The organism is Dysgonomonadaceae bacterium zrk40 (assembly GCA_016916535.1).
In the GTDB taxonomy this organism is placed as follows: Bacteria; Bacteroidota; Bacteroidia; order Bacteroidales; family Dysgonomonadaceae; genus Proteiniphilum.
On the sequence record CP070276.1, the window covers coordinates 2,968,789 to 2,989,701 of the forward strand.

A 20,913-nucleotide genomic window follows, 5' to 3' on the forward strand; every position below is an offset into this window, starting at 1 on the left:
ATAGCAAGAAAACAACAAAAAATAGATTCAATGTCAGACGATAAAAAGATTATTTTCTCTATGGTGGGGGTCAGCAAGACTTTCCCGCCCCACAAACAGGTGTTGAAGGATATCTACCTCTCCTTCTTTTACGGTGCCAAGATTGGCATCATCGGGTTGAATGGCTCCGGAAAATCGACCCTGCTGAAGATCATCGCCGGTATCGAGAAGGAGTACCAGGGTGATGTGGTTTCCGATAAAAGCTTCTCGGTTGGGTACCTGGAGCAGGACCCGAAGCTGGACGACAACAAGACGGTAATCGAAATCGTGCGCGAAGGGGTGCAACCCATCATGGACCTGCTGGCAGAGTATGAGGATATCAACCTGAAGTTCGGCCTGCCGGAGTATTATGAGGATGAGGAGAAGATGAACAAGCTGTTCGATCGTCAGGCGGAGCTGCAGGATAAGCTGGATGCTGCCGATGCCTGGAGCATCGATAACCGCCTGGAGCGAGCCATGGATGCCCTTCGCTGTCCTGCTGAAGAGGAACCGATTCGTCACCTCTCAGGAGGCGAACGTCGCCGTGTGGCACTCTGTCGCCTGCTGCTGCAGGAGCCGGATGTGCTGTTGCTCGACGAACCTACCAACCACCTTGATGCCGAGTCGATCGATTGGCTGGAGCAGCACCTCCAGCAATACAAGGGTACTGTGATCTGTATCACGCACGACCGTTACTTCCTCGATCATGTGGCGGGCTGGATCCTTGAGCTGGACCGCGGTGAGGGGATCCCCTGGAAGGGGAACTACACCTCCTGGCTGGAGCAGAAGACCAAACGGATGGAGCAGGAGGAGAAGCAAGTGAGCAAGCGCCGCAAAACATTGCAACGTGAGCTGGAGTGGATCAACCTGGCTCCCAAGGCGCGACACGCCAAGGGGAAAGCACGTCTTAACTCCTACGAGCAGCTGCTCAACCAGGATCAGAAAGAGCGGGAGGAGAAGCTTGAGATCTTCATCCCCAATGGTCCCCGCCTCGGCAACAAGGTGATTGAGGCCCAGAATGTGGCCAAGGCATTCGGCGACAAGCTGCTGTTCGACAACCTCAACTTCATGCTTCCTCCCAACGGCATCGTCGGAGTCATCGGTCCCAATGGTGCAGGTAAGACCACGCTCTTCCGCCTGATTGAAGGGATGGAACAACCGGATAAAGGAACCTTCGAGGTGGGTGAGACCGTGGTAACCGCCTATGTGGATCAGCAACACGAGGCGATAGATCCCAATAAAACAGTATACCAGGTGGTTTCCGACGGTGCGGAGTTCATCCGCGTTGGCGGTAAGGAGATCAATGCACGTGCTTACCTCTCCCGCTTTAACTTCACCGGTGCCGACCAGGAGAAGCTCTGTGGGGTGCTCTCGGGTGGAGAACGCAACCGTCTTCACCTGTCACTCACCCTCAAGGCTGAGGCCAACGTGCTGCTGCTTGACGAACCTACCAACGACATTGACGTGAACACCCTCCGTGCGCTGGAAGAGGGGCTGGAGAACTTCGCCGGTTGTGCCGTGGTGATCTCGCACGACCGCTGGTTCCTGGATCGTATCTGTACCCATATCCTCGCGTTTGAGGGGAACTCCGAAGTATTTTACTTCGAGGGATCCTACAGTGAGTATGAGGAGAACAAGAAGATGCGTCTCGGCAACGTGGAGCCGAAGCGTGTACGCTACAGGAAACTGTAACATATTGTTTATTATCTTTGTGGCTTCTGATCTGAACCCATTCGTGCTACTGAACAGTTGAGTCAGGAATAGTACGAAGCGTAAACCAAAAAGAATGAGAAAATCGATATTTGTTGTACTGATTCTTTTATTTCAGACGACACTCTACGGTCAGCATACCCTTTACAAGGGAAAGGTGATTGATGCGGTCTACCGCACACCGGTACCCTATGCCTCTGTTTTTGTTGAATACACCCAGTTTGGTGCGGTCACCGACAATGTGGGTGAGTTCTCATTCCGGGTACCCGATTCACTCCGCCACCACCGTATTGTAGGCGTAGGGGACGGATATCCCATTGCCTACTTCTCTTCCAATGTGGATGAACCTGCAGCCATGATCATCGCGTTGCAACCAAGTGGTGCAGCCAACGGTGCTGTATCACCATTGGGCGGAAACCCGGGGGAACAGGGCGCTTTTGGTTCTTTACTCAACAAGGCGTTGCAGATGGTGCTGAACGACTGGATACCGCTCGGTGATCCTGAGACCAACAAGTTCGATTTCGGACGTATCCAGACCTTTCCCACCTACAACCCCATAGAGGGTGTGCGTCTCAGAGCAGGTGTTGCCTCCAACTCCCGACTCAGTCCCCATCTCTTCCTGAAAGGATACCTGGCCTACGGTTTTGGGGATGAGCAATTCAAGTACCGTGGTGAGGCCACCTGGTCGTTCGACAGAAAAGCCTACCACGAGGAGGAGTTCCCCAAGAACAACCTCAGCCTGGTATACGAAAATGATCTCTACTCACCCGGTGAGATGCACCCCCGTTCACCGAACAACCTTCTGCTCATCACCTACCGCCGTTCGGAGAATCAGGCCACCTACCGCAACTTTGCGGAGCTCAACTACGAGAGAGAGTACAAGAATGGTTTTGCCCAGACGGCTTGGGTGAGAAGGACAAGGATGGTGCCGCAGGGTAGCTTACAATTCGAAAACCGGATTGACAATTCGTTTATTCAGGACGATGCGTTATTAACCTCCGAGTTGGGCGTGCAGCTGCGTTTTACTGTGCGTGAAGCATACCGTCAGCAAAAACGCAAACGACGTCCCATCGAGATGACCAGTCCCGTTTTCTTCTTCTCCCACACAGTGGGGCAGTATGAATCCATGGGTGAGGAGAAACCCTATCATCGCTCGGAGTTCTCTGCACAAAAAAGGTTCCTGCTGGGAACAGCCGGTCGCCTCGATGCCGTGGGAGAGGTGACGAAGATATGGAACGGGGTGCCCTTCCCATTGTTGGTCTATCCCAACCAGCGACAGCGCCACCACATAGAGAACAACGCATTCTTCCTCAACCGTGCCCTCGAGTTCATGGCCGATGAACAGGTCACCCTTCGTACCACCTTTGTGGGTGAGAATCTGTTGCTCGCAAGAGTACCCTTCCTCGACAGGCTGGGACTCCGTGAGTTGCTCTCGCTAAGAGCTTCCTACGGACGGCTGAGCGACAAAAATGACCCTGAACGTACACAGGAACTATACAGGTTTCCCGCAATATCGCATCGTTATGGTTCCGTCCCATACATGGAGGGAACCATCGGCATCACCAATATTCTGGGACTGTTGCGTGTGGAGTATGTGCACCGCTTTACCTACCGTGATCACCCTGAAGCACTGCTTGGCAAGGTGAGGGTAGATGTAACCCTGTAATGCAGTATCAAACTAATCATTTGCAGACACGCATGAGTATCCGGGTCAACAACATCAGAAGAAATGTTGGTTCCATCTGGAGCAACCTGTTCTGGAAGAACCCGCCCCATCTCTGGGCGCTGAAAGTTTCTCTTTCCATTGCCTTCCTGCTGCTCCCGGCAGAGTTGCTTCTGCACAACTCCTTTGTAGGCACCACGCTCGCCCTGGGTGTCGTGGCCATGGCCCTGGGCGAGACCGACGTCCACCCACGGGGCAGGATGAAGTCGGCTGGCATCGCACTGCTGCTCTTCCTGCTCACCAGTGTCATCACAGAGTTCACCCTCCCTTATCCTGCACTCTTTACCATCGTGCTGGGCATCATGGCGTTTGTCCTGGTGCTGGTCGGTGGCATCGACTCCCGTTTACAAGGAGTCACTTTCGGAGCCTTGCTGATCCTTGTCTACACCATGCTGGGTGCTGGCAACAGCGACAGTTGGTTTCACCAGCCGCTGCTTCTCACCGCCGGGGCACTCTGCTATTCGGTGGTCTCAATCCTGTTGCTCTATCATCGTCCCTACCGGTTGTTGAACGATCATCTCTCCTACGGCTTCCGCTACCTGGCGGAGTATATCGAACTGAAAGCAAGTCTCTTCCCCAGCAACCCCACGATGCAGCGTTCCATCCGCACCCAGCTGGCACAAAAGAACACCCGTCTGGCACAGCAGATTGAGGTTTGTAAGAATGATCTTTACAGCTATTCTGAAGAGAGCAGCCCCGAAACACAACCGCTGTTGAGCGATTATTACAGGAAGTGGTTCCTGCTGCAGGAGATGCAGGAGCGGGCCATCTCCAGCCACGAGCAGTATGACCTGCTGTCGGAGCAGGTGAAGAACAACGAGCTGATTGAGGGCTTCGGACAGTTGATGCGGGAACTGGCAAAAGCGATTGCTCAATATGCGGAATCAATAATTAGTGGGGAAGCATACCGCCATCCGCTGTCGTTGCGGTGGACCGTCACGGCCATGCAGCGGATGCTGGAGGATGACAAGGATGAATCGCATTATCTGACACTCTCCCTGCTGATGCGTAACCTTACCGGACTGGAAAAGAGCCTACGGGAGGATCCGGGGACGGTTTCCCCAACCGATCTTTCCGCTTTCTACAACCGCAAACCTGAGAGAAAAGGGCTGCGGGAGCTCTTCACACCCACCCACCCGCGCTTTCGGTTTGCCGTACGGCTCACCCTCGGGTGGCTGCTGGGCTATGGGATGATGCAATTGCTCCACTTCGAGAAAGGAGCCTGGATCCTGCTCACCTCACTGATCGTTTTTCAACAGACCTACAGTGCCACCCGCATGCGTCTTTTCCACCGTGTGCTGGGCACACTCCTGGGTGTCATCCTCGGGGTAACCCTGGCACAGCTGTTGCCCACCCAGGCAGGGCATATATTGCTGTTGCTTGGGTCCATCTATACTTTTTTCTACTGGCTTAGGAACAACTATACCATCGCCGCCATTTTCATTACCACCTTCGTCCTGGCGGTCTTCAACCTACTCACCAGCCAAGGGGTGGAGGTGATGCTGCCCCGAATCATAGACACCCTCATTGGCGGAGCAATTGCCTACCTGGTAGTTCGTTTCGTTTGGCCCGACTGGCAGTACAAACAACTTCCAACATTGCTGCATACGGCGGTGGTGAAGAACAAACGCTATTTTGAAAGCATCTATGACGGCTCTGTCAGCGAAGAGGAGTATCAGCACAACCGGCGTACCGCCTACAATGCCGACAACGCGCTCACCTCCGCCTGGAAAGGTATGCGCCTGGAACCAAAGCATACCCGCCTGTACCAGGAACGGGCATTCAACCTGACCAACCTGAACCATGCATTGCTCTCCTACATCTCCGCTTTCGGGGTACACAAGCATACCGAAGATCTCACAGCGCAAGAACGATCATTCTGTCACAATGTGAGCCGGGTACTGCATCACGCCTCGGACCTGCTGACAGGCAATGTAGACCAAACGGAGATGGAAGCACTGCTTCAGGAAGCCAACTGCTGGGAAGAACGCATCGAGGAGCTGCAGCAGGACAAGGCCAACCGCAGGGCAGGGTTAATCTACAACATCGCCCATGTCTCCCGTGAGCTGATGATCGAGACAAAATCAATCGTGAAAGAGGAGAAGTGAAACATTGGATGATTTGAATAGACAACCGCACGCGCGCCTTTCAGCGGCTGAGGTTTTAAAAGCGTTTCGTTGTTTCAGGGCGAAACGTTTTTTTGTGTTATCTTTGTATCTTCTTATGAACATTTGCAGATGGTAACGATATTAGGCATAGAATCTTCCTGCGACGACACCTCAGCAGCGGTGATACGCGATGGGGTGATCTGCTCGAACGTGATTGCCGGACAGGCCGTGCACGAGCGCTATGGAGGCGTGGTGCCCGAGTTGGCATCGCGTGCACACCAGCAGCACATCATCCCGGTGGTGCACGACGCCTTGCAGCAGGCGGGAATTGCCAAAGAAGAGGTGACGGCTGTGGCATTTACCCGCGGACCTGGATTGCTAGGTTCACTGCTTGTGGGTACCTCTTTCGCAAAAGGGTTCTCCTCCGCACTTGATATTCCGATGATTGAGGTGAACCACCTGCAGGCACACGTGTTGGCACACTTCATCAAGGAGGATGAAAACGATGCCGACCAGCCCTCCTTCCCATTCCTCTGTCTGCTCGTCTCGGGTGGCAACTCGCAGATCATCCTTGTGAAGTCGCACAGCCAGATGGAGATCATTGGACAGACCATCGACGATGCCGCCGGTGAGGCGTTCGACAAGTGCGCCAAGGTGATGGGACTAGGCTACCCCGGGGGGCCGGTGGTCGATCGCCTGGCGAAGGAGGGCAATCCGAAACGGTTCACCTTCAGCAAGCCCAACATTGCCGGCTACGACTACAGCTTCAGTGGACTGAAAACCTCATTCCTCTATTTCCTGCGGGATGAGCTGAAGATGAACCCCGATTTCATCGAACAAAACAAGAACGACCTTTGCGCCTCATTGCAGCAGACCATCATCGACATCCTGATGAACAAGGTCTACCATGCCGCGAAAGATCTACACATCAAAGAGGTGGCAGTGGCAGGTGGTGTCTCGGCCAACTCGGGACTGAGAAGTGCCTTTGAAGCATACAGCAGGCGTTACGGCTGGAAGATTCATATTCCCAAATTTGCCTTTACCACCGACAATGCCGCCATGGTCGCCATCACGGGTTACTACAAGTATCTCCGCGGTGAGTTCTGCGGACCGGAGGTGTCACCCTACGCGAGAGTCTCCATTTGATATCAGCAAACAAACAATTATCCAGATAGTATGACTGAAAAAGAAAACAATGTCGTTGAGGAGAACAAGAAGAGCCTCAATTTTATCGAAGCGATGGTAGAAAAAGACCTGGCTGCAGGGCGTAACGATGGTCGTATACAGACCCGTTTCCCGCCCGAGCCGAACGGTTACCTGCACATCGGCCACGCCAAGGCCATCTGCATCGATTTCGGCATTGCACAAAAATATGGAGGGGTCTGCAACCTCCGCTTCGACGACACCAACCCGGTAAAAGAGGATGTGGAGTATGTCGATTCCATCATGGAAGATATCCGGTGGCTCGGCTACAAGTGGGGCAACGTTTACTACGCTTCCGACTACTTCCAGCAACTGTGGGATTTCGCCGTGAAGCTGATCCGTGAGGGCAAAGCCTACGTCGACGAACAGTCGGCCGAGGAGATCGCCCGCCAGAAGGGTACACCTACCGTGCCCGGCACCCACAGTCCCTATCGCGACCGCCCGGTGGAGGAGTCGCTTGCCCTCTTCGAGCAGATGAACAGCGGCGAGATCCCCGAGGGGAAGATGGTGTTGCGTGCCAAGATCGACATGGCTGCCTCCAACATGCACTTCCGCGACCCGATCATCTATCGCGTGATCCACATCCCGCACCACCGTACAGGTACCACCTGGAAAGCCTACCCGATGTATGACTTCGCCCACGGGCAGTCGGATTACTTCGAAGGGGTGACCCACTCACTCTGTACGCTCGAGTTCGAGGTGCACCGTCCCCTCTACGACTGGTTTATTGACCAGTTGGCCGACAGCGAGTACCGTCCCCGTCAGACCGAGTTCAACCGACTCAACCTCACCTACACCGTGATGAGCAAGCGCAAGCTGCTCCAGTTGGTACAGGAAAAGCTGGTCTCCGGATGGGATGATCCCCGCATGCCCACCCTTACCGGGATGCGCCGCCGCGGTTTCACACCTGAGGGAATCCACAACTTCATCGACAGGATTGGCTACACCAAGTATGATGGCATGAACGATATCTCTCTGCTGGAACATGCCGTGCGTGAAGACCTCAATAAGAAGGTGATGCGTGTCTCCGGTGTGATCGATCCCGTGAAGCTGGTGCTCACCAACTACCCGGAAGGGCAGGTGGAGGAGATGGAGGCAATTAATAACCCCGAGGATGACTCAATGGGCAGCCGCAGTGTCAAGTTCACCCGCGAGCTCTGGATTGAACGGGACGACTTCATGGAGGAGGCGCCGAAGAAATATTTCCGCCTCACACCGGGTAATGAGGTGCGCCTCAAGAATGCCTACATCGTGAAGTGTACCGGCTGCAGCAAAGATGAGCAGGGCAACGTCACCGAGGTGTACGCCGAGTATGATCCACAAACAAAAAGCGGAATGCCGGAAGCCAACCGCCGTGTGAAGGGTACCATCCACTGGGTATCCATTCCACATAGCCTCGATGCCGAAGTGAGGCTCTACGACCGTCTCTTTATGGTGGAGGACCCCTCGGCCGAGAAAGAGAAAGATTTCCGCGAACTGATGAACCCCGAATCGCTGATCGTCAAAACAGGCTGCAAGGTGGAGGCATCCCTGAAAGAGGCGAAGCCACTCGACAGCTTCCAGTTCCAGCGCATCGGCTACTTCAATGTCGACAGGGATTCCACTGACGGCAACCTGGTGTTCAATCGCACCGTGGCGCTCAAAGACTCCTGGAAGAAACAGAATGGCTGAAACGCCTGAACGGCTCTTACGAGCCATAAACAGAAGATAAAGCATGGATGAGAACGATATCGATATCACTGACCTGATTGAGAGGTACGAGCAGATGCGCGCACTCGGCAGGAAAATCTACCTCGATGCCGATGAGTTCGCCATCCTGGCGGAGTATTACAACGCTGAGGGTGACAATGACGAGGCAGAGCAGCTGATCCGGGAAGGACTGTCGATACACCCCGGAAATCCCGTGCTCATGCTGCTGCGAGCCAAGGCACTGGTCTTCGCGGAGCTTTATGAAGAGGCGCTCGACTACCTGCGGTTGATTTCAGATGAGGGTGGAGTAGAATATGCCCTGCTCCGCATCGAATCACTGATGCATCTGGAACGGTTCGACGAAGCGGATGAGCAGATAATGGATACGCTGGGCGAGGAATTGATGGCCGAAGAGCATAACTACTTCATCACCGAGTTGGCATACCTGTACAACGATGTGGATTTGTACAGCTTTGCAATTTACTTCCTGGAAGAAAGCCTAAAGTTCGATGATTCCAATGTCGATGCCATCGTTGAACTGGCATACGCCTACGAGATGACAGGTGAACTGGAAAATGCCATCTTGCAGACCAACCACCTGCTTGACATTGATCCCTACTCCTACGACGCATGGTCCAATATCGGCAAGCTCTACTCCATGAACGGCCAGTACGACAAGGCGATCGATGCGTTCGACTTTGCCCTCACCATCGTTGAAGATGACCTGCCGGTGATGAAGATGAAAGCACTGTCGCTCTACCTGAACGACAACACGCCTGAGGCGATAGCCATTTTTCAGCAGTGTCTGCAAAAGGCGCCCGACGATGAGTCACTCTATGACTCCCTCTTTGAAGCCTATGAGGTGATGGGGCAGTATGATGAGATGATGAAACTGATGGACATGAAAGCGGCTAACTTAGGGTTGCAAGGAATTCCCGCCAAACGTGCTTTCGTACATCTAAGCCGGGGGGAGACCGACAAGGCCAGGGAGTTGTTTGAGCAAATCCCCGAAAGCGACAGAGAGACCCTCGATTATTACATGCTGGAGGGTGAACTGGCATTCCACGACGATGATTTTAAACGTGCCGAAACAGCCTACATGAAAGCGGCACTCATCTCTGAGGGGAATGAGGAGATCCTCGACCGCCTCGCCAACATCAGCGTGGCACAGGAGAAGTTTGAACAGGCGGCTGCCTACCTGGTGGAGTTGCTGGAGATCGCACCTGATTTCCCCACTGCCAAGTCGCGACTGGCATTCGTCCGCTTCGAGATTGGCTCCAAGGAGCCATTTGATCAGATCATGGCGCAATTCTCAGATGAGGAGCTCCGTTCCCTTCTCACCCTTCTCTCCGGCAGTGGTGCTGAGGAGTATCCGTCGTACAGCCGAGAGAAGATGCTCACCCGCCTGAATGAGGCACGCGAAAACCGGGTGCTCTTCAAAAACATCAAATACTAGCTTTTTTTTTATTAACTCTACGTGTTATGAGGTTTGTAACCCCATTTTCCTTTTTGTGTCTCTTGCTCATCACATTTTCCTGCAAACGGAATGTTGATACCGTTGATCGGCACTCTCTCCCGCTGATACCGATGCCGAACAGCGTAACCCTTACCGGCGATTCACTCGATGTTGCCCGGGGGTTTAACCTCCTCAAAGCGGAACTGCCGGAAGAGCACGCCTTAAACATACGCTCCTACCTTGAACAGATTTCTTTCCCGTTGAGCGATAAGGGAGTACCTGTCACACTGGTGATCACAGCGCATCACCCTGAGTTTGCTTCAAAAGAGGGATATGCACTGACAATCGACCGTGGTGGGCTAAAGGTGGAGGCCATCTCCCAGGCAGGACTCTTCTATGGCCTCCAGACTGTGATACAGCTCTCCGGGACAACCAACCTGTTGCCAACGCTGGAGATCACCGATGAGCCACGCTTCCCCTACAGGGGTTTCCATTTTGATGTCTCGCGCCATTTCTACTCCATCGAATTTCTGAAAAAACAGATAGACCAGATGGCACGGCTCAAACTGAACCATTTTCACTGGCACCTCACCGACGGGCCCGGCTGGAGACTACAAATCAAACAGTATCCGGAACTGACCGGCATCGCTGCCTGGCGCACCCACGACTCCTGGAAGGAGTGGTGGGCATCCGGGCGGAGATACCTCCCCGAAGGTACCCCCGACGCATATGGTGGTTATTATACCCAGGAGGAGGCGCGTGAGCTGGTGCACTATGCTGCCGAGCGGCAGATCACCATCATCCCGGAGATTGAGATGCCGGGTCACTCCGAGGAGGTGCTGGCGGTATACCCCCATCTCTCCTGTACCGGAACCCCTTACAGCAGCAGCGAGTTTTGTATCGGCAACGAGGCTACCTTCAGCTTCCTGGAGGGGGTGCTGGATGAGGTGTTGACCATCTTCCCCTCCCGGTATATCCATGTGGGGGGCGACGAAGCTTCCCGTGAGCACTGGAAGCATTGCTCCAGCTGTCAATCGAGAATGAAGCAGGAGGGGTTGAAGGATGAGGCAGAGCTGCAGAGCTACCTGATACGTCGTGTTGAACAATACCTGCACGCCCACGGACGGAAGCTGATTGGCTGGGATGAGATCCTGGAGGGGGGTGTCGACAGTAGTGCCGTGGTGATGGCCTGGCGTGGCGAGGAAATCGGTATCAGGGCCGCAGAGAAAGGTCACCGGGTGATCATGACCCCCGGTGCATATGCCTATTTTGACAGCTACCAGGGTGAACCGGCGAGCCAGCCGGAGGCGATCGGCGGTTTTCTCCCCCTGGAGAAGGTCTATGGTTATAATCCGGTGAGTGACACGCTCTCCGCGATCACTGCCGGCCGTATCAGCGGGGTGCAGGCGAATCTCTGGACTGAGTACATCGGCAGTGAGGAGCATGCGGAATACATGATCTACCCACGACTGTTGGCGATGGCCGAGGTGGCCTGGACCCTTCCCGTCGGCAAGAACTGGGAGGGTTTTCGCAGGAGGGTGAACAGGGAGATCCCGCGACTGAAGCAACGGGGGTACCATCCCTACGAACTGAGCCGGGAACCGCATGTGACCTTGATGAACGACACCTTGCAGCAGAAAATCCTGATCGATCTCTCCTCGGAGCTCGATCCGGTGGAGATTCGTTTTACAACCAACGGGGAGACACCCGATGCGGGCTCAATACTATATGAATCACCCATTGAGGTAGGCGACTCAGCCTTTCTGCAGGCACAGCTCTTCCGCAACGGAGAGGCAATCGGTGATGTCGTCTCAGGCCGCGTGGATTACCACAAGGCGATAGGCAAGAAGATGATCTACCACACTCCCTTCAGTCGTTACTACCCCGCAGGGGGCGTAAAGGCACTGATCGACGGACTGCCCGGGGGGTTGTCACACGGCGACGGACGCTGGCAGGGGTTCAACCTGCAGGAGATTGATCTGGAGATTGACCTGCTGGAGGAGCTTCCCCTGCACTCACTGCAGCTGCGTTTCCTCCAAAATGGCAATGCCTGGATCTGGTTTCCCCGCGAAGTTACACTACTTGTCTCCGGTGACGGTGAAACATACCGGGAGCTGCAACGGTTTGAGAACAATCTTTCCCAAGACCTTGAGGGAACACATTTTCAGCCGTTCCATTGGAGCGGCACCACCACGGCACGCTTTATCCGGCTGAAGGTCTTTTCCAACGGTAACCCCGGCGGCTGGATCTTCCTCGATGAGATCGTTGTCTGGTGACGATGAATGGTTCAAGATGGTGGTGAAAGGTTACTGACCCGCCGAAGTGAGCTGCTCCTGGCTTTCTCTGGTATGCACCCACATGGTTACCGTTCCTTTTCGTACTGGTACACCGCCTTCCGGATTCTGTCCATGATGGCTCTGCCCACGCCATGCTCCTCAACCGGCTCAATGTAGATCCGGCTGATTTCAGGGTCATCTTCCATCGCATGCAACGCGGAAAAGAGATGGGCCGCCACCTCCAGGTAATTGTGGTCGCCCGAGGTGTAGATCAATCGTTGGCAAGCCGGTAGTTGCAACGGAATTCCATGCAGGATTACCCCGGACGAGGGCGACAACTCCTGCTGCTGCTGCGGATTGAAAAGATAAAGCGGTTTGGTGGGTGAGTAGTGGCTTTTCAGCAAACCGGGAGCAACGATCTTCTCTGTCTTGCCCTCCTGTAGCACAAACTGTCCGGGAAAAGCGGCTTCAATATCCTGCAGGGTGATTCGGCCCGGCCGGAGCAGTGTGCAGTGGTTCCCCTCGAGCGAGACGATTGTCGATTCGATGCCCACGGTAGTCTTCCCTCCATCCAGTACCTGATCCACCTCCGGCAGCTGCTTCCTTACATGGGCGGCGGTCACCGGACTCAAATGGCCGAACTTGTTGGCACTGGGGGCGGCTACCGGACAACCGGCGCTGCTAATCAGGGCCAGCGCTACCGGGTGATCCGGCATCCTGACGGCCACCGTCCCCAATCCCGAGGTAACGATATCCGGAACCCGCTCGCTCTTGGGCAACACCAGCGTAAGCGGGCCGGGCCAGAACTTGCCGGCAAGTCGCCTTGCCAGGTCGGTAGGTCCACTGGTAAGCAGCTCCAACTCGTCTATTGAGGCGATGTGCACGATCAGCGGGTCGAACGAGGGACGCTCTTTCGCCGCGAAGATGCGCGCTACGGCAAGTGGATCGAGAGCATTGGCACCAAGTCCGTAGACTGTTTCTGTGGGGAACGCCACCAAACCACCCTCACGGATGATGGCGGCAGCCCTCTCAATCTCCTCACTCTTCATCATCACCATTTACATAGGTATATTGGTAATCCATCGGGATGATCTCAAGGTACTCCTCCACGCTGCCACCCCGCAGGCAGGTCTCGATGATCCGCCGTCCGGTGGGATGAAGGCCCGGTACTAGGTATTTCTGCAGCTCCGTGCGGAAAAAGTCGTACAGGATCTCGGCACCCGCATCGTAACCCGCGTTCTCCACCTCCGTCTGCTTGTGCACCTGCAGGAAGCGGGAGGGGATCTTGGCCCCTTCAATGGTGAGGTAGTTCAACTCAAAACCGAGCAGCGGACAACGGGCCGCCTGGTACTGGTCGTGACGCAGCTTGGCATTGCCCCTGCGGGTGAGGTATTCACGCATCAGCAGCTGCGGTTTGAAGCCCACCTTCCAGGCGCCGATATACTGGTTGGGGGTCAGCGTGTAACGCACGCGGGGAGTGTGGATGATCTGCTCCAGCAGCAGGTTGGCGTGGGTAATCATCTCTCCCGTGGCGAAGGGCCAGTAGGAACCGACACCCTCGCTTCCCATTCCGCCACCATCCACGATGCTGGGGTTGGCATGACCGCGCGGTGCTGCCAGTCGCCAGAGCCATGCCAGGGCAGGGGGGAGGATGTGGAACAGACCCACGATTCCGTAGGTGGGGTTCTCTTTTGTACAGGGCGGGGTGCGTACTCCGAAGCTGCGGATGTCAACCGTCACGGGTTGACCCACCACGTTGGGCACTATCTCCCTGGGCACGATTACACGAGGGTTGGGACAACGTTTGCCGGGACTGTCCTCCGTATGATCCCAGATCAGGGCGGTGCCGCCGGGAATTGATTCGATGTTCAGGAAGAGCAGCGGCTCCTTGGGTTTGATTGTCAGCTTCTCCAGAAACGGTTCATCGCCATAGTCGGTGATGCCGTCCACACGAATGAACCAGCCGTTCTCTGCATCGGTGACGGACAGCTTGCCATTGTTCTTCTGCAGGGAGGGGTGACACAACGCCATATCGTCGGTCACCGGGTTGAATGAGCAGAAGAGGGGGAAGTTGATCAGTCGCCTTTCGCCGGTGAGACTGTTGGAGCCAATCAGCACTTGTCCATTTTCCTCCCGCACGATGTTCTGCAGCATCTCGCTCTTGCCACCGCCGCTGGCACCCTCGTGCATGAAGGTGGTGATGTTGTCGTAGGGACTCACAACCTGCACCGTGGAGCAGTGGGCGGTGATCCACCCTTCCCGCTCACCCTTGGTCAGCAGGGCGCCGTAGAGCCCCTTCTTGGCGCTGGGTCCCGGGTAGAGGTTGTAAGAGAAGATCTCGTGCAGCTCCTCGGAGCGCTTGTGTACCACAATCTGCTTTCCCTGGAAATGGGTGTGGCGGAAGGTGGGTGCCACATAGATGGCCGATTCGATGGCAAACCCTTCAGGCAATTCCTCAAGTGGGATGATCTGTTGCAGCATGGCCAGTCCCAGGGCAAAGAAACCGGCATTTGCCGGAACGATGGCAACCCCCCCCGTGCCGATGCCGTCGCGTCCGGCGAAGTAGAAGAAGAGAGCCAGGTCCTGCGACTGCAGCCAGGCGATGGTCTCCTTTCGCAGCAGATCAAAGTCGTAGCCCATCTTGTCGCTGAACCGCTCCTTGTCGCTTGGCAACTTGTCGCCGATCAGCATGGTGTCGGGATCTCTGCGGCGCATGTAGGGTTCGGTATAGTTCGCCGAGACACCGTTCGAGACCCTGTGAACCACCGCTTCGGTCACACTGCCGCGGTCCGGCAGGCTGTATGCTACCTCAAAACTCTGGCTGTCACTGCCACCCACGGCGGCAGTGGCCAGCTCTGTCGTATTGTTGAAAACCTGAAAAGACCTGCATCCCGTGAGAATTTCCACAGCGTCTGCAGGCAAAGCTATGTTTTTTGTTTCCAGAAGTTGAAATAAATGATTCATCGTTTGTAATTTGAGGAGTTGATAACCTAAATATTGGCTGTAAAGATAGTGATGATAGTTTATTAATTAAGCGATGCTTAATTTTTGTACTCCATGTTTCAGAAGTTTGCCGGCGATTGGATCCAGAGCATCTCGCTGATTCCGTCGTGATTGTTGACAGCATCCCTGGGAGTCTTCGCGCTGAAGCTGATGCTGTCCCCCTGATTCAGGATATATTGCTTCTCGCCGAGGGTGAATCTCACCTCGCCGGTGAGTAGGTGACAAAACACCTCTCCATGGGTGCCGGCGAACAGTTGCTCTATGCCCGATCCCTTGGCGAACCGGAGCAGGTAGGAGTCCATCTGCTTGTTGGTGTCGTTGTGCGAGAGCATGTAGACATTGGTGCCGGAGCTGTTCCCTTCGCTGTGTTTCATTTCGCTGCGCTTCACAACAGGGTTTTCCGCGCTCGCTTCATTCTCGCCAATCAGTTCGCCGACGGTGGTGCGGAGCTGTTCTGCAATGCTCTTCAATGTGATGACGGAAGGGAAGGACTTCGATTTTTCAATCTGTGAGAGGGCGCTGGCGCTGATGCCCACCCTCTCCGCCAGCTCCCCCAGGTTGAGGTTGCGCAGTTCTCTTTTTCGCTTGATTCTTTCGCCGATACGGTTCATGTTTGAAAATTTTGTGCAAAGTTACACTTTAAATTATTAAGTACAGCTTAATTTGATGGATTATTTTCGATGTTTTTGCTCCTGAGTGCAATTTCGTGGTGACATTCACGCTTTATTTAGAAAAAATAACAAATTCTCATGCAAGGAATTCCTCCTCTCCTGCTTTTATGATTGAAACAAATGAATTCGTAACATTTAAAACAACAAGATTATGAAGATTACCCATTTACTTTTTGCAACGGGAATATTGCTAACAATGTTAATCCTGCCCTCGTGTCTGGACGACGACGATGATGTGAGTCGTCTCTATCCCAACGCCCTCGTGACTGTAAAGGAAGCAGCAGACGAAACAGTCTATTTCCAGCTGGATGAGACTACCACCCTGCTGCCGGTGAACATCACCTCACACCCTTTCGACTCAAAAGAGGTGAGGGCTCTTGTCAATTACGAGGAGGTGGACGACTCCAGTGAGGAGTATGATCAGGCCGTCAAGGTGAATTGGATCGACAGCATCCGGACAAAACCGATGGCACCCAATCTGGGAGAGGATAATGATAATGAATATGGCAATGACCCCGTGGAGATCGTATCCGACTGGGTGACAATAGCTGAAGATGGCTATCTGACCCTTCGTTTCCGAACAATGTGGAGCCAACTGGGAATCACCCATTACGTGAACCTCATCCCCACCAACAATCCCGAAAACCCCTACGAGGTGCAATTCAAGCACGATGCCAATGGCGATGTATCCGGCAGGGTAGGAGACGGACTGGTCGCCTTCAGGCTGGATCAGCTTCCCGATACGGAAGGAGAAACAGTGAAGCTGAAGCTGATATGGGATTCGTTCAATGGAGAGAAATCGATGGAATTTGATTACCGCACTCGCACTGCCACACCGGCATCTTCAGCCATTGCCGCCGCGAGAAGCGTGATACCCCTGAAGTAAACCGATTGCTGAAAGGGATAGACCTTTTCAGCATCCTTAAATTTTTTTATCACAAAAAAATGAGGGTTGGTTGTACATTTGCACCATGTGCAACCAACCCCTTTCATCGGTTGAGGGGCACCAGTAATCAGTCCGGAGAAGATTGGTCAATGATTGAAAAAGAAAACAGTGAGCGGGAACTTGTTCGACAGATCGTGCAAGGCAACAGATTTGCCATGAAGCGGTTTTACGATGACTATGCCGGGTATCTTACCGCGGTATCTGCCCGTTACATCTCAAACAGGGATGATATCAAGGATGTATTGCAGGATAGTTTTCTGAAGATTTTCAACGCCATACATATGTTTGAATACAGGGGAGAGGGATCGTTGCGGGCATGGGCTTCACGCATCGTGGCAAACGAATCACTGAGGCATCTCAGCGCAAATGAAAAGATGCAGTTCATGAGTTTACCCGAGGAAGAGTTGCCCCTTGCGGCAGAGGAACCGGAGCCGGACTTCGACGACATTCCCCTCCCGGTCATTCAGGAGATGATCCATTCGCTTCCCCCCGGCTATCGTACCGTCTTCAACCTTTATGTATTCGAGCAGAAGAGTCACAGGGAGATTGCTTCCATGCTGCACATTGCAGAAAGCAGTTCCGCTTCGCAACTGCACAGGGCCAAGGGCATACTGATGAAAGAGATAGAGTTGTACCGCTTAAAGAAAAAGCACGATGAACGATCAATGGCAAGATAAACTGCGCAACCGGATGGTGCTGCATGAAGAGCCTGCACCGGAAGGGTTGTGGGAAGGGATTGAGCAGCGCATCCCTGTCGGGAAGATGCCCGTGGCAGGTGTAGTCGGCACCCGCCGGCACCTGTGGCGATGGCGTGCAGGAGCAATGGCCGTTGCCGCTGCCGTTGCCATCCTGCTGATATTCGTCGTGCGCTTCAACACTGCTGACAACCGGACCGGCGAGTTATTTACCGAAGAGAAGGTGACCACTCCGCCGCAGGTGCAGCCTACCACAGTGGAGATCACACCTGTTGAAAAGAAGGCGGAACGATTCTTCGTCTCAGCTCGAAGCAGACCTGCAGCCACACCTGAAACAGCCTTGGCTGAAACCGAACTTCCTGTTGACGGGCAGCCAACCGAAGAAATCGCGACGAGTGATAGCGAAAATGAAAAGAGCACCATTGAAACTGAAGAAGAGGAGGAGATCAGTTTGGGTACCGACCAGTTATTGGCAATGAATGAAAACAGAGATCAACAACCATCCTCCAAATGGCAGAGCGGCCTCTCCATGTCCAATATCCCCGGCGGTACATCTGATACCTATACCGGATACGGTACCCTTGCCCTGACAGAAACGGTGGAAGAGCAGTATTATTTTCTTGCCAACGACACCCGGGAGCGGGCATACACCGATGTGAGACACCATCAACCCATTACCCTCGGGCTCACCTTGCGGTATAATATCAACGATCGATGGAGTGTGGCCAGCGGGGTAACCTATTCGCTGTTATCATCGGAACTCCGCGCAGGAAGCGGCAATTATTATTACGACGACAAGCAGACGTTGCATTTCATTGGCGTTCCCCTGAATTTAGCCTATACCTTCTGGCAGAGTCCCAAATTATCGGCCTATCTCTCAACCGGCGCTCTTGTCGAGAAGAACGTTGCCGGACGCCTGACCTCAAAATACTACATCGACAATCAGCTGGAAACCACTACCCGGGAGAAAATATCAATGCATCAACTGCAATGGTCCGCCAATGCCGCCATCGGTCTGGGATATCGAATTTCGAACCATGTAGGGCTCTATGCCGAGCCCGGCATCTCCTATTATTTCAGAAACGGAAGTCATTTAGAGACCATTTACAGTGACAACCCGTTCAACTTCAATCTCCAGATCGGTCTGCGATTTACATTGGGAGAATGATATTCTGTTCAAACGGCTCATATTCTTTTTCAAGGCAGGATGAATCCTGCCTTTTTTGCCCCTTTTGTAACCGTTCAAAGCCTGTTCTTGTTCTAATCTCGTTCTAATCTCGTTCTAATATGGTTCTAATCTCGTTCTAATATGCGTCTAACAGCTTAAAGCAAGAAAGGACTCAATTCCGAACGAAATAAGAACTATTCAGGAACCGTCACAAGCGAAGAATCTTTGTCAATCGCTGTTACCAACAATCAATGCCATGTATGCCCATTCGCGGACTTTGACGGACAATGACGGACAATGACGGACAATGACGGACAATGGCGGACAATGACGGACAATGGCGGACTTTGACGGACAATGGCGGACATTCGCGGAAAAACAGGGATTTTGACGGACAAATGAAGCAAATCAAACCCTTTTCTTGGATTTCTGAAAGGTGTTATTTTACTTTGTGTTTCAACAGTATCTGTTTGACAATGAGTAATTATTTATAAACCTATTAAAAGAGATGAGTTATGGCAATTTCAAAAAATGGTTTAACGGGCGGTGTCTCCGGTAAAATTGGGAACGTAGTTGGCGTAAATAGAAATGGTAGCTTTTATTTTCGCAGTATGCCAGTTGAGACAAATGATCCTAGGACGGAGAAGCAGGTTGTGCAACGGAGTAGATTCTTAGTGACCCAGTCGTTTTTGCGCACTTTCTCACCCTTTCTTCGGATAGGCTTCCGTTTCGAAGCAATGGGAATGAAAAGCACCTTCAATGCCGCCATGTCTGTCAACATGCAGCATGTCATCAAGGATGAAGACAACGGTTATGCAGTTGATTATCCGAATATCCTTGTCTCGAAGGGGCTGCTTGGGGCATCTGAAATCACAGGGGCTACCGTCGCGGAGGGGGTGCTCAATGTGACGTGGAGCCGTGTCAGAACCGGCAATGCAAGCTATGACGATGAAGTGATGATGCTTGCCTACAACCCTGAAAAAAATGTTGCAGTATACGACCTGCATGCCGGCAAAAGGGAGCACCTGGAGGCTCGGCTTGCCTTACCGATGAGTTGGGCAGGCGACCGCGTGGAGAGCTATGTCGCATTCACGTCGGCCGATCTTACGCAGGTTTCTGACAGCCTCTACGCCGGCCGGCACCCGGTTGAGGTGTAACTGTAGATGGGAAGGCACCATACTCTATTATGCGCTTTTTTTCTTTAATATTTTGACAATTCGGCTATAAATGATTTCTGCTAAATTCCAGTCATAACCATTAAAATTAGTTGTATTGTTGAATTGAATAACAACCATATCCAAGTCTTTGTAGTATCTTGCAATGCTCTGATAGCCTGGAAGTAGCCCGGTATGTTCATAAACGTAAATTGAAGAATAAATTTCCTGTTCACCTTCATTAAACACCGAGCCATCATTTAATGCACGTAAGAATATGCCCACATCTTTTGCTGTAGCAAGCATTAAGCCAGTATTTTCATATTTAAAATCTGTTTCAACACCAACATAATAGCCGCTCATTACATCATCCATGTTTACTTCATTAAGCGAACCAAAAGTGTTTTTCAGCCCAAGTGGAATCAATATTCTCTCCTTGATATATTCTTGGTGGGAATAGCCCAAAGTCTTATCAATAAGGTCCTCTATCAACATATAATTGGTATTTGAGTAACCATAATCTTCACCTGGTATAAAGACGGCTGGCAAATCCAGGGCGTATTCAAGAGTTTCTTGTCTGTTTTTTGGAGGCTTTGTCCAATAATCAGGATGGTCAACAAAATTTGGAATGCCACTCCGATGCTGCACCATCATTCTCAAAGTAATCTTGTCTGAATATTCAATACTTTCCGCAAGTTCCGGAAAGTATTCCGCAAGTGTCTTATCCAAAGACAAACGCCCTTCTTTAACTAATTTTGTAGTAGCAACCGCGATATATAATTTTGTAATACTCGCAATTTTGAATAATGCTTGCGGGTAGGCAGGTATTTTCTTATTTCGGTCATGCCAGCCAGCTGCAAATAACTCAGGAGGTTTTCCTGTTTCGTCCACATAAACAATCATTCCATCAAATCCATAATTTATTCCTTCGTTGAGTTGTTCTTGAACTGTATCAGGTAGTGGCATTATCCATGCTCTTACCAAAATCCATGGTACGAAGTATAATGAGCTTATGCTGGCAATAATAAATAGGATTCTGAGTATTCGTTTTATCTGTTTCTTTTTCATAATATCAGTCTATTTCAGTGCAATG

At 52.7% G+C, this 20,913-nt stretch carries 15 protein-coding genes; 11 read left to right on the forward strand and 4 right to left on the reverse strand.

Annotated elements, in window-relative coordinates:
* Window positions 1-30: 30 nt before the first annotated feature.
* The 7 genes from ettA to JS578_12360 all read left to right on the forward strand — a co-directional run bounded on the left by ettA (window position 31) and on the right by JS578_12360 (window position 12,183).
* Window positions 31-1,710, forward strand: coding sequence for an energy-dependent translational throttle protein EttA (ettA, locus tag JS578_12330; protein QRX63626.1), 1,680 nt, complete (start codon window positions 31-33; stop codon window positions 1,708-1,710).
* Between the two features lie 94 nt (window positions 1,711-1,804).
* On the forward strand, window positions 1,805-3,394 hold the full coding sequence (locus tag JS578_12335; protein QRX63627.1) for a hypothetical protein: 1,590 nt from the start codon (window positions 1,805-1,807) through the stop codon (window positions 3,392-3,394).
* A complete protein-coding gene (locus JS578_12340; GenBank protein ID QRX63628.1) occupies window positions 3,394-5,559 on the forward strand; it encodes an FUSC family protein in 2,166 nt (721 codons plus the stop codon). The genes JS578_12335 and JS578_12340 overlap by 1 nt, the downstream gene beginning before the upstream one ends.
* A gap of 129 nt (window positions 5,560-5,688) precedes the next feature.
* On the forward strand, window positions 5,689-6,705 hold the full coding sequence (gene tsaD, locus JS578_12345; GenBank protein QRX63629.1) for a tRNA (adenosine(37)-N6)-threonylcarbamoyltransferase complex transferase subunit TsaD: 1,017 nt from the start codon (window positions 5,689-5,691) through the stop codon (window positions 6,703-6,705).
* A 30-nt stretch (window positions 6,706-6,735) separates the two neighbouring features.
* Entirely contained in the window at window positions 6,736-8,433 is a 1,698-nt protein-coding gene (locus tag JS578_12350; GenBank protein QRX63630.1) for a glutamine--tRNA ligase/YqeY domain fusion protein, read from the forward strand.
* A gap of 43 nt (window positions 8,434-8,476) precedes the next feature.
* Window positions 8,477-9,907: a tetratricopeptide repeat protein gene (locus tag JS578_12355; protein QRX63631.1), complete on the forward strand. Its 1,431-nt coding sequence runs from the start codon at window positions 8,477-8,479 to the stop codon at window positions 9,905-9,907.
* 131 nt (window positions 9,908-10,038) lie between these two features.
* Entirely contained in the window at window positions 10,039-12,183 is a 2,145-nt protein-coding gene (locus tag JS578_12360) for a family 20 glycosylhydrolase (GenBank protein ID QRX63632.1), read from the forward strand.
* A gap of 86 nt (window positions 12,184-12,269) precedes the next feature.
* Here JS578_12360 and JS578_12365 read toward each other — a convergent pair whose 3' ends face one another.
* The 3 genes from JS578_12365 to JS578_12375 form a co-directional block, all read right to left on the reverse strand.
* Complete coding sequence (locus tag JS578_12365) at window positions 12,270-13,235, reverse strand: threonylcarbamoyl-AMP synthase (protein ID QRX63633.1); 966 nt, start codon at window positions 13,233-13,235, stop codon at window positions 12,270-12,272.
* Complete coding sequence (locus JS578_12370) at window positions 13,222-15,147, reverse strand: DUF4914 family protein (protein QRX63634.1); 1,926 nt, start codon at window positions 15,145-15,147, stop codon at window positions 13,222-13,224. Before JS578_12370 ends, JS578_12365 begins: the two co-directional genes overlap by 14 nt.
* Before the next feature lie 98 nt (window positions 15,148-15,245).
* Window positions 15,246-15,797, reverse strand: coding sequence for a helix-turn-helix transcriptional regulator (locus tag JS578_12375; GenBank protein QRX63635.1), 552 nt, complete (start codon window positions 15,795-15,797; stop codon window positions 15,246-15,248).
* Between the two features lie 211 nt (window positions 15,798-16,008).
* Between JS578_12375 and JS578_12380 the strand changes: the two genes are divergently transcribed.
* The 4 genes from JS578_12380 to JS578_12395 all read left to right on the forward strand — a co-directional run bounded on the left by JS578_12380 (window position 16,009) and on the right by JS578_12395 (window position 19,823).
* On the forward strand, window positions 16,009-16,743 hold the full coding sequence (locus JS578_12380) for a NigD-like N-terminal domain-containing protein (GenBank protein ID QRX63636.1): 735 nt from the start codon (window positions 16,009-16,011) through the stop codon (window positions 16,741-16,743).
* A 149-nt stretch (window positions 16,744-16,892) separates the two neighbouring features.
* Window positions 16,893-17,480, forward strand: coding sequence for an RNA polymerase sigma factor (locus JS578_12385; protein QRX63637.1), 588 nt, complete (start codon window positions 16,893-16,895; stop codon window positions 17,478-17,480).
* Window positions 17,458-18,666, forward strand: a complete 1,209-nt coding sequence (locus tag JS578_12390; GenBank protein QRX63638.1) for a porin family protein — start codon at window positions 17,458-17,460, stop codon at window positions 18,664-18,666. Before JS578_12385 ends, JS578_12390 begins: the two co-directional genes overlap by 23 nt.
* A 737-nt stretch (window positions 18,667-19,403) precedes the next feature.
* On the forward strand, window positions 19,404-19,823 hold the full coding sequence (locus JS578_12395) for a hypothetical protein (GenBank protein QRX63639.1): 420 nt from the start codon (window positions 19,404-19,406) through the stop codon (window positions 19,821-19,823).
* A 27-nt stretch (window positions 19,824-19,850) separates the two neighbouring features.
* Here JS578_12395 and JS578_12400 read toward each other — a convergent pair whose 3' ends face one another.
* Entirely contained in the window at window positions 19,851-20,888 is a 1,038-nt protein-coding gene (locus tag JS578_12400; GenBank protein QRX63640.1) for a beta-lactamase family protein, read from the reverse strand.
* Window positions 20,889-20,913 lie beyond the last annotated feature (25 nt).

Coding starts and splice junctions, on each gene's coding strand:
- ettA (QRX63626.1), top strand. CDS start 31: ATGTCAGACGATAAAAAGATTATTTTCTCTATGGTGGGGGTCAGCAAG.
- JS578_12335 (QRX63627.1), top strand. CDS start 1,805: ATGAGAAAATCGATATTTGTTGTACTGATTCTTTTATTTCAGACGACA.
- JS578_12340 (QRX63628.1), top strand. CDS start 3,394: ATGCAGTATCAAACTAATCATTTGCAGACACGCATGAGTATCCGGGTC.
- tsaD (QRX63629.1), top strand. CDS start 5,689: ATGGTAACGATATTAGGCATAGAATCTTCCTGCGACGACACCTCAGCA.
- JS578_12350 (QRX63630.1), top strand. CDS start 6,736: ATGACTGAAAAAGAAAACAATGTCGTTGAGGAGAACAAGAAGAGCCTC.
- JS578_12355 (QRX63631.1), top strand. CDS start 8,477: ATGGATGAGAACGATATCGATATCACTGACCTGATTGAGAGGTACGAG.
- JS578_12360 (QRX63632.1), top strand. CDS start 10,039: ATGCCGAACAGCGTAACCCTTACCGGCGATTCACTCGATGTTGCCCGG.
- JS578_12365 (QRX63633.1), bottom strand. CDS start 13,235: ATGATGAAGAGTGAGGAGATTGAGAGGGCTGCCGCCATCATCCGTGAG.
- JS578_12370 (QRX63634.1), bottom strand. CDS start 15,147: ATGAATCATTTATTTCAACTTCTGGAAACAAAAAACATAGCTTTGCCT.
- JS578_12375 (QRX63635.1), bottom strand. CDS start 15,797: ATGAACCGTATCGGCGAAAGAATCAAGCGAAAAAGAGAACTGCGCAAC.
- JS578_12380 (QRX63636.1), top strand. CDS start 16,009: ATGAAGATTACCCATTTACTTTTTGCAACGGGAATATTGCTAACAATG.
- JS578_12385 (QRX63637.1), top strand. CDS start 16,893: ATGATTGAAAAAGAAAACAGTGAGCGGGAACTTGTTCGACAGATCGTG.
- JS578_12390 (QRX63638.1), top strand. CDS start 17,458: ATGAACGATCAATGGCAAGATAAACTGCGCAACCGGATGGTGCTGCAT.
- JS578_12395 (QRX63639.1), top strand. CDS start 19,404: ATGGGAATGAAAAGCACCTTCAATGCCGCCATGTCTGTCAACATGCAG.
- JS578_12400 (QRX63640.1), bottom strand. CDS start 20,888: ATGAAAAAGAAACAGATAAAACGAATACTCAGAATCCTATTTATTATT.